The sequence below is a fragment of the Pseudomonas sp. S36 genome, from assembly GCF_016647875.1.
GTDB lineage: Bacteria > Pseudomonadota > Gammaproteobacteria > Pseudomonadales > Pseudomonadaceae > Aquipseudomonas > Aquipseudomonas parafulva.
Genome location: NZ_JACVVG010000081.1, coordinates 1 through 9486, shown reverse-complemented (window position 1 = coordinate 9486; position 9486 = coordinate 1). Strand labels below are relative to the sequence as shown.

General features: G+C 60.3%; 9 protein-coding genes. All 9 read left to right on the top strand.

Annotation, left to right across the window (positions count from 1 at the left end):
* Positions 1 to 248: 248 nt before the first annotated feature.
* Positions 249 to 755 carry a disulfide bond formation protein B gene (locus IAE36_RS23140; protein ID WP_028631623.1) on the top strand — a complete coding sequence of 169 codons (507 nt, stop codon included), beginning with the start codon at positions 249 to 251 and terminating at the stop codon, positions 753 to 755.
* 558 nt (positions 756 to 1313) lie between these two features.
* A complete protein-coding gene (cyoA, locus tag IAE36_RS23135; protein WP_028631622.1) occupies positions 1314 to 2255 on the top strand; it encodes a ubiquinol oxidase subunit II in 942 nt (313 codons plus the stop codon).
* A 3-nt stretch (positions 2256 to 2258) separates the two neighbouring features.
* Positions 2259 to 4277: a cytochrome o ubiquinol oxidase subunit I gene (gene cyoB / locus IAE36_RS23130; protein WP_028631621.1), complete on the top strand. Its 2019-nt coding sequence runs from the start codon at positions 2259 to 2261 to the stop codon at positions 4275 to 4277.
* Between the two features lie 3 nt (positions 4278 to 4280).
* The gene (gene cyoC / locus IAE36_RS23125; RefSeq protein WP_028631620.1) at positions 4281 to 4901 is read left to right on the top strand and encodes a cytochrome o ubiquinol oxidase subunit III; all 621 of its coding nucleotides are present in this window, start codon (positions 4281 to 4283) and stop codon (positions 4899 to 4901) included.
* A complete protein-coding gene (gene cyoD, locus IAE36_RS23120; RefSeq protein WP_028631619.1) occupies positions 4901 to 5233 on the top strand; it encodes a cytochrome o ubiquinol oxidase subunit IV in 333 nt (110 codons plus the stop codon). The genes cyoC and cyoD overlap by 1 nt, the downstream gene beginning before the upstream one ends.
* A gap of 11 nt (positions 5234 to 5244) precedes the next feature.
* The gene (gene cyoE / locus IAE36_RS23115) at positions 5245 to 6132 is read left to right on the top strand and encodes a heme o synthase (protein WP_028631618.1); all 888 of its coding nucleotides are present in this window, start codon (positions 5245 to 5247) and stop codon (positions 6130 to 6132) included.
* A gap of 239 nt (positions 6133 to 6371) precedes the next feature.
* Positions 6372 to 7580 (top strand): alanine transaminase, encoded by a 1209-nt coding sequence (gene alaC / locus IAE36_RS23110; RefSeq protein ID WP_028631617.1) that lies wholly within the window; start codon positions 6372 to 6374, stop codon positions 7578 to 7580.
* Between the two features lie 115 nt (positions 7581 to 7695).
* A complete protein-coding gene (locus IAE36_RS23105) occupies positions 7696 to 8823 on the top strand; it encodes a hypothetical protein (protein ID WP_201214935.1) in 1128 nt (375 codons plus the stop codon).
* A 155-nt stretch (positions 8824 to 8978) separates the two neighbouring features.
* Entirely contained in the window at positions 8979 to 9362 is a 384-nt protein-coding gene (locus IAE36_RS23100) for a YkgJ family cysteine cluster protein (RefSeq protein WP_028631615.1), read from the top strand.
* The last annotated feature ends 124 nt before the right edge of the window (positions 9363 to 9486 follow it).

The window sequence follows — 9486 nt, the reverse complement described above, 5'->3', positions numbered from 1 at the left end:
ACGTAGGAGCGAGCGCAGCTCGCGATGCGCCGCGCGGGCGGCGCTCGATCTACGCGCCACCGCATAAACCACGTCATGCCCTTGGTTGCCTCTCGCGCGGTTTACCCCCCCCCATTGAACCGACCTCATTACACCGTGTCTCATCCGCACCGAATGAACGCGCCACACGCGCAAACGCTTGCCCGGCGTGTAGACTTGCGCTCAGGCTGGCGGATCACGCGGCGACCCATTCATCGAAGGAACCGGCAATGAACGAACAAACATCGCGCCTGAATCGGGAACGGCGCTTTCTGGTGCTGTTGGGCCTGATCTGCGTTTCGCTGATCGGGGGCGCCCTGTACATGCAGGTGGTGTTGGGCGAAGCGCCTTGCCCGCTGTGCATCCTGCAGCGCTACGCATTGCTGTTCATCGCCGTGTTTGCCTTCCTGGCTGCCGCCATGCCGGGGCGCCGCAGTCTGACCTTCTTCGAAGTGCTGGTGGTGCTCAGCGCCGTGGGCGGAATCATTGCAGCCGGCAACCATGTGTATATACTCGCCAACCCCATGGTCAGCTGCGGCATCGATACCCTGCAGCCCATCGTGGACGACCTGCCATTGGCCAAGGTCTGGCCGCTGGCATTTCAGGTAGACGGCTTCTGCAGCACGCCCTACCCACCCGTGCTGGGTCTTTCTCTGGCTCAATGGGCGTTGGTGGCCTTTGTGCTGACCGCCTTGCTGGTGCCGTTGGGCATCTACCGCAACCGGCGCCAGGCCTAGACAAAAGTCCCTGATCGCCACATTTTTTTCAGGGCTATGATGCGGTACCGAAAGTTGCTCAACGATTGACTCAGATCAACCCGCAGCCCTTGCGTGATGCGGGTTCCAGGGCTACTGCCAGGGGTGCGACAAACTGTCGCGAAGTTGAGTTTTGAGGTGCTATTGTTGCGCATTCTGTAAAAGACTGTTGCTCAATAAGTCATAGTCAAGGGTTGGCGACCTATCTACAATCGCCCCCAATTTCCGTTCGGCACTGCTTGCAAGTCGCAGGATTGAAGGAAGCCAAGGCGCTCCCTTTTGCTGACTTCGTCAAGTTTCGCCCAACGGCGATACCGGGCGGACCCCCCTCCGCGTTTTCCCGCACCAAATGGACTTGGTCTGCTGTACAGGCCTGTTGCCTACGAAACCAAAAGCACCACTAACCCGCTTCACGCCAAGGTCCTGCAGTCGGGCCCAGGCAGGGGCGGGTACGGGCGCAACATGCCTCACTTGGCAGGACGAAGTGCTGGCTACCAAAACACAAATTGCATTGAAGCAAGCTGATCTAGAGGTCGTGAGATGAGTAAAAAGCGTTACCCCAGACTGTTTGGCATATTGCCCTTTTTAGGCATGCTTTTACTCAGTGGGTGCAACTGGACCCTGCTCGACCCGAAGGGCCAGGTCGGCATTGAGCAAAAGAACCTGATCCTCATCGCGATCGGCCTGATGCTGCTGGTCGTGGTGCCGGTCATCATCATGACCGTGGTCTTCGCCTGGAAGTATCGCGCGTCCAACAAGGCTGCCACCTACACCCCTGACTGGTCGCACTCGAGCAAGATCGAGGCTGCCGTCTGGATCATCCCGATTCTGATCATCATCGTGCTGGGCTACGTGACCTACAAGTCCACCCACAAGCTCGACCCGTATCGCCCGCTGGACTCCGACGTCAAGCCGGTACAGATCGACGTGATCGCGCTGGACTGGAAGTGGCTGTTCATCTACCCGGAACAAGGCATTGCCACGGTCAACAAGATCGTCTTCCCGGCCAATACCCCGGTCAACTTCCGCGTCACCTCCGACGCCGTGATGAACTCCTTCTTCATCCCGGGCCTGGGTGGCCAGATCTACGCCATGGCGGGCATGACCACCAAGCTGCACCTGATCGCCAACGAAAACGGCGTGTTCGACGGTATCAGCGCCAACTACAGCGGTGCTGGCTTCACCGGCATGAAATTCAAGGCTACTGCCACGACCCAGGAAGACTTCGACAAGTGGGTCGCCGAGGTCAAGCAGTCGCCGAAGAAGCTGGACAAGGCCACCTACGACGCCTTGGCCAAACCAAGCGAAAACAACCCAGTCGAGCTGTATAGCGAGGCTTCGCCAGAGCAGTTCCAGCTGATCGTCGACAAGTACGAAGGCATGAACCGCGGCCGTAGCCACGAAGAAGCAGGCAGCAAAGACCTGGCCACAACCAAGGGTGTGGAATCGAGTACGCAACCAGCTGCCGGTGCAGAGGAGTAAGAGATGTTCGGTAAATTAACCCTGGAGGCGATACCCTATCACGAGCCGATAGTCATGGTGACACTTGCCATGATCGCGCTCGGTGGTATCGCTGTCGTCGGTGCTGTCACCTACTTCCGCAAGTGGTCCTACTTGTGGACTGAGTGGTTGACGACTGTCGACCACAAGAAAATCGGGGTGATGTACATCATCGTCGCGATGGTCATGCTGCTGCGCGGCTTTGCCGACGCCATCATGATGCGTACCCAGCTGGCTGCCGCTACCGGTGGCTCCGAAGGCTACCTGCCGCCTGAACACTATGACCAGATCTTCACCGCTCACGGTGTGATCATGATCATCTTCATGGCGATGCCGTTCTTCACCGGCCTGATGAACCTCGCGGTTCCTCTGCAGATCGGTGCACGTGACGTTGCCTTCCCGTTCCTGAACTCCCTGAGCTTCTACCTGCTGCTGGCAGGCGTGCTGCTGGTGAACATCTCGCTGGGTGTTGGTGAATTCGCCAAGACCGGTTGGGTTGCCTATCCGCCGCTGGCGGGTATCCAGTACAGCCCTGGGGTGGGTGTCGACTATTACATCTGGGCGCTACAGCTCTCAGGGTTGGGTACGACACTAACGGGTGTGAACTTCCTCGTCACCGTGATGAAGATGCGCGCACCTGGCATGAAGCTGATGGACATGCCGATCTTCACCTGGACCTGCACCTGGGCCAACGTGCTGATCGTCGCTTCGTTCCCGATTCTGACCGCTGCACTGGCACTGCTGACTGTTGACCGTTATCTGGACTTCCACATTTTCACCAACGAGCTTGGTGGGAACCCGATGATGTACGTCAACCTGTTCTGGGCCTGGGGTCACCCTGAGGTTTACATCCTGATCCTGCCGGCCTTCGGCGTGTTCTCGGAAGTGACCTCGACGTTTGCCGGCAAGCGCCTGTTTGGCCACCACGCGATGATCTACGCATCGGGTGCCATTGCAATTCTGGGCTTTGCGGTCTGGCTGCACCACTTCTTCACCATGGGTGCCGGCGCCAGCGTCAACACCTTCTTCGGCCTGGCGACGATGCTGATCTCCATTCCGACCGGTGTGAAGCTGTTCAACTGGCTGTTCACCATCTACCAGGGCCGCCTGCGCTTCACCGCGCCGATTCTCTGGACCCTGGGCTTCATGATCACCTTCTCCATCGGTGGCATGACCGGCGTTCTGCTGGCAGTTCCAGGTGCTGACTTCGTGCTGCACAACAGCCTGTTCGTGATCGCTCACTTCCACAACGTGATCATCGGTGGTGCGGTATTCGGCTACATCGCCGGCTTCGCCTACTGGTTCCCGAAAGCCTTTGGTTTCACCCTGAACGAGAAGTGGGGCAAAGCTGCTTTCTGGTTCTGGATCTCGGGCTTCTACGTTGCGTTCATGCCGCTGTATGCCCTGGGCTTCATGGGTATGACCCGTCGTCTGAACCACTCCGACAACCCGCTGTGGGAACCCTACCTGTACGTAGCCGTGGTCGGCGCCGTGCTGATCCTGTTCGGTATCGCCTGCCAGCTGATCCAGCTGTACGTATCGGTTCGCGACCGTCACCAGAACATGGACGTCACCGGCGACCCATGGGGCGGCCGTACGCTGGAATGGTCGACTTCGTCGCCACCTCCGTTCTACAACTTCGCCCACATGCCTGAGAAGGTCGGCCTGGACGCCTGGCACGAAGCCAAGGAAGACGGTGTTGCCTACAAGGTGCCGGCCAAGTACGAAGCGATCCACATGCCGAGCAACACCTCTACCGGTTTGTTCATGGGCCTGTTCCTGACCATCTTCGGCTTCGCGTTCATCTGGCACATCTGGTGGCTGGTCGGCGCAAGCCTGGTTGCAACCATCGCTGTCTTCGTTCGCCACGCTGCGCGTGACGACCAGGGCTTCATGGTTCCGGCCGAAGAAGTGGCGCGCATCGAAGGCGAGCGCATGCAAGCGCTGGCCAAAGCAGGTGCTCTGCCTGCCGGCGCACGTGTCGAATCGTTTGAGCGGGTGTAATCAATGTCCAGTCAAGTAATGCACGGTGCTCATGGTCATGACCATGGGCACGACGATCACCATCACGACTCGGGCCAGATGACCGTACTGGGCTTCTGGCTGTACCTGATGACCGACTGCATCCTGTTTGCGTCGCTCTTCGCCACCTACGCGGTGCTGTCCGGCAGTTTTGCCGGCGGCCCGTCGGGTCATGACATCTTCCAGCTCGATTTCGTAGCGGTAGAAACGCTGTTCCTGCTGCTGTCCTCGATCACCTTCGGCTTCGCCATGCTGAAGATGTTCGCCGGCAGCAAGTCGGGCGTACTGGGCTGGTTGGCTGTGACCTTCCTGTTCGGTGCAGGCTTCATCGCGATGGAAATCTATGAGTTCCATCACCTGATCGGCGAGGGCTTCGGCCCGCAGCGCAGCGGTTTCCTGTCGGGCTTCTTCGCCCTGGTAGGTACCCACGGCCTGCACGTGACTGCCGGCCTGATCTGGATGGCAATCATGATGTACCAGATCAACAAGCACGGCATCACGCCGACCGCCAAGACCCGCATGAGCTGCCTGAGCCTGTTCTGGCACTTCCTGGACGTGGTCTGGATCTGCGTATTCACCGTCGTCTATTTGCTGGGAGTTCTGTAATGGCTAACGCACACGACACTCATCACGAGGGTGGCCACGGCAGCGTGAAGTCGTACATGATCGGCTTCGTCCTGTCGATCATCCTGACCGCGATTCCGTTCGGCCTGGTGATGTACCCAAGCCTGCCGAAGAACCTGACCGTTCTGATCGTTGTGGCCATGGCCGTGATCCAGGTTGTTGTACACCTTGTATACTTCCTGCACATGGACCGCTCGAAAGAGCAGCGCAACAACGTATCGACGTTCCTGTTCACCACGTTGGTGATCGCACTGCTGGTTGGCCTGTCGCTGTGGATCATGTTCAGCATCCACTTCGAAATGCTGGCCAAGTGAGGTAAGACTGCATGTCCGTTAAGCACTTTATCCAAATCACCAAACCGGGGATCATTTTCGGTAACGTGCTTTCCGTGGCAGGCGGTTTCTTCCTTGCCGCGAAGGGCCATGTGGACTTCGCCCTGCTCCTGGCGGTCATTGTGGGCACTTCTCTGGTGGTGGCGTCCGGTTGTGTGTTCAACAACTGCATCGACCGCGACATCGACCAGAAGATGGAGCGCACCAAGAACCGCGTCATGGTCCAGGGCGGCATGTCACTGCCCCTCGCGCTGATTTACGCCACCCTGCTCGGGGTGGCGGGTTTCAGCTTGCTGTACGTGCAGGCCAACCCTCTATCCGCGTTCTGCGCGCTGGTTGGCTTTGTGGTGTACGTCGGCTTCTACAGCCTGTGGCTCAAGCGCAAGTCGGTGCACGGCACCCTGGTTGGCAGCCTGTCCGGTGCCATGCCCCCGGTGATCGGCTACTGCGCCGTGAGCAACAGCTTCGACCTGGCTGCGGTCACCCTGCTGGTGATGTTCAGCCTGTGGCAGATGCCACACAGCTTCGCCATCGCCATCTTCCGCTTCAAGGACTACAGCGCCGCCAACATTCCGGTACTGCCGGTGGCGCGCGGTGTGCTTGCGGCGAAGAAGCAGATCGTGCTGTACGTGCTGGCCTTCCTGCTGGCCACGTTGATGCTTACCCTGGGCGGCTACGCCGGCCTCGCTTATCTGGCTGTTGCAGCTGGCATGGGCCTGTACTGGCTGTACATGGCCTGGGGTGGCTACAAGGCTGAAGATGACAGCAAGTGGGCCCGCAAGGTATTTGGCTTCTCCATTCTCACCGTCATGGCCTTGAGCTTGATGATGGGGGTGGACAGCCAGACTGCGGCCGATGTGCTGATGACTTACGCACGCTGAAATTGCTGCCTGCTTCACGAAAAGCCCCGGCCTTTGTGCCGGGGTTTTTTATTTCAGCCATCAGCCGGTCGTTGCAATCACTCTCCGTTGATTTTCCAACAATGCATCTAAATAAATAATAAAAAACAGGGTATTGCCCTTTACAGATCACCCATATCGGCACTATCTTCTGTTTCAGGCCGCCCCATGCGGCCAACGTCGCTCGGACGGTTCCGGGCGCTTACGTCTCAGAGGAAGCCATGGCCAACCCAGGTTCGCCGCGCCGTTTTGCGCGCATTGATCGTCTCCCCCCTTACGTCTTCAACATCACTGCCGAACTCAAGATGGCTGCCCGCCGCCGCGGCGAGGACATCATCGACCTCAGCATGGGCAACCCTGACGGTGCCACCCCCCCGCATATCGTCGAGAAGCTGGTACAGGTCGCCCAGCGTGAGGACACCCATGGCTATTCCACCTCCCGTGGCATCCCGCGGCTGCGCCGGGCCATTTCCAACTGGTACAAGGAACGCTACGAGGTCGATATCGACCCCGAAGACGAAGCTATCGTCACCATTGGTTCCAAAGAGGGCCTTGCCCACCTGATGCTGGCCACGCTCGATCAGGGCGACACGGTGCTGGTGCCCAACCCCAGCTACCCCATCCACATCTACGGGGCGGTTATTGCCGGTGCGCAGGTGCGCTCCGTGCCGTTGGTGCCGGGGGTGGACTTCTTCAACGAGCTGGAACGGGCCATCCGCGAGTCGATCCCCAAGCCCAAGATGATGATCCTGGGTTTCCCGTCCAACCCGACCGCCCAGTGCGTGGAGCTGGATTTCTTCGAACGAGTGGTGGCACTGGCCAAGCAGTACGGGGTGCTGGTGGTGCATGATCTGGCCTATGCCGACATCGTCTACGACGGCTGGAAGGCCCCGTCGATCATGCAGGTGCCGGGCGCCAAGGACGTTGCAGTGGAGTTTTTCACGCTGTCCAAGAGCTACAACATGGCCGGCTGGCGTATCGGCTTCATGGTCGGCAACCCGGAACTGGTCAACGCCCTGGCGCGCATCAAGAGCTACCACGACTACGGCACCTTCACCCCCCTGCAGGTAGCGGCCATTGCCGCGTTGGAAGGTGACCAGCAGTGTGTGCGTGACATCGCCGAGCAGTACCGCCAGCGCCGCAACCTGCTGGTGAAGGGGCTGCACGAGCTGGGCTGGATGGTCGAGAACCCCAAGGCGTCGATGTACGTGTGGGCCAAGATTCCGCCGCAGTATGCGCACCTGGGGTCGCTGGAGTTTGCCAAGAAACTGTTGGCCGAGGCCAAGGTGTGCGTGTCGCCGGGAATCGGTTTTGGCGACTACGGTGACGATCATGTGCGCTTCGCGCTGATCGAGAACCAGGACCGCATTCGCCAAGCCATACGCGGCATCCGCCAGATGTTCCGTGCCGACAGCGCGCCTCGCGCGTAAAGCCCTCGGGGCCGCATCGCGGCCCCACTGAAAGCTACGGGATTCGCTTCCGCCTGCTCCCCGCATACTGCCACCTCTATCTTCATCACTCATTTCTCCCCACAGAGACCCTCCAATGAGTGTATTTACCGCCTACTTCTGCGGCACCGGCTCGCACCGCTTCGACGACGCAAACCCCAACTTCTGGAATGGAGAGCTGGTTTCAACGCTGGCCAACAATGACCAGGGCCGTGAGTTCGCCCACTGGATCGCCGTGGACGGCCCCGGCAGCGGCAACCTTCAGGATGACCAACTGTTCGTTGAGCCCGGCGGCTACTTCAACTGGACCGGCCAGTTGTTCGGGCGTGGCTGGGAGGAGAACGTCAACCATGTGCTGCAGGTGATCAAGGGCGAAAGCAACTGGCAACGCACCAAGCTCAGCGAAGCCGACTACGAACGGCTGAAAAATGCCGGCGTACCGGTGCCCGAGGTGGCCTCCACGGCATCCTGGTTCTGGCGCACCTACGATTATGGCGACCGCCACCCGACGCCCCAGGAACTTCAGGAGCGCATCATCGGTATGTTCCGCAAGCCGCGCCAGCCCACTCAAGTCAACCTGGTGGGCTGGAGCCGTGGCGGCATCAGCTGCCACATGCTGGCTAATGCCATGGCTCAGGACCCCGTGCTGCGGGACATCCCGGTGAACATCTTTGCCATCGACCCGGTGCCGGGCGTGGGGAACGTTCAGCGTGAACGGATTGCCTTGGGCAGCAATGTGCGCGAGTACGTGGGGTTCTACTCCAGGGACGAGCGCTCCAAAGGCTTTGCCTGCGTGGTCCCGTCGGTGGAGGAGGGGACACGGATCTGCATCTACCCTATGCCAGGGCGCCATGCCACGCTGGTGGGCAATGCCTCCATCGACGGCGCGGGGGTGGGCAAGCTGCTGGTGGAGCCAGGGCTGATCGTGCGGCATTACGCCGAGGTGTGCCTGGCGCGCTGGGGGGTTGAGCTTGCCGGCCGGCTGGGGCTCAGCGATGCCCAGGTGATGGGGTACCACCAGGCGATCGCTGCGCGTGAGGGCCAGTACCAGGACATGCGCCGGGTGTCTTACACCGTGCTCACCGAGGGCAGCCAGCACGACCGGCTGGTGCACGAGGGGAGCAGGCAGACGGGTTTCAGCCAGGTGTGCGGCGATGGCTACGAGCCCACCGAGGGGCTAGGGCTGCAGCAGTGTGACGTGAATACCTACAAAGCGCTGTGCTGAGTGCCCGCGCGACAGGGCCTGCCCCTGTCGCCACGCAGGCATGGCGATGGACGGCGATTATTTTTGCATTCCCCCTCTATTCAGCCACCCCTGCTTGGACTGAGAATGGCGCCGCGGGCACAGCCCGATAACAACAACCTTCCCTCCGTGCCATCATGTCCGAATATAACCCTTGCCTTGACTGCGGCGCTTGCTGCGGGTACTTCCGTGTGTCCTTCTTCTGGGGTGAGTGCCAGTCTTCCGGGGGCCTTGTGCCGGACGACCTGGTGGTGCAGATCAACCCCACCCGCGTCGCCATGATCGGCACCGATGCCAAGCCGTGCCGCTGCATCAGCCTGAAAGGTGAGATCGGGCAGGAGGTGGCGTGCACCATCTATGAAAACCGCTCCAGCCCTTGCCGTGAGTTCGATGCGTCCTGGGAGGGTGGCGTGCACAACCCCAGCTGCGACGCAGCGCGGGCGGCCTACGGCCTGCCGCCATTGACCCCGCCCGGGGCTAACGAGCCGCACTGGCCGGATGATGGGGCTGAGGTGGCCTGAGGCTAAGGTGGCCGGTCATCCTTGCTGCACTTTCGACAGGCACTAAAAGCGTCGTGTACGCTGGCACAGGCCGCATTGGCCCGAAACAAACGTAGGAGCGAGCGCAGCTCGCGATGCGCCGCGC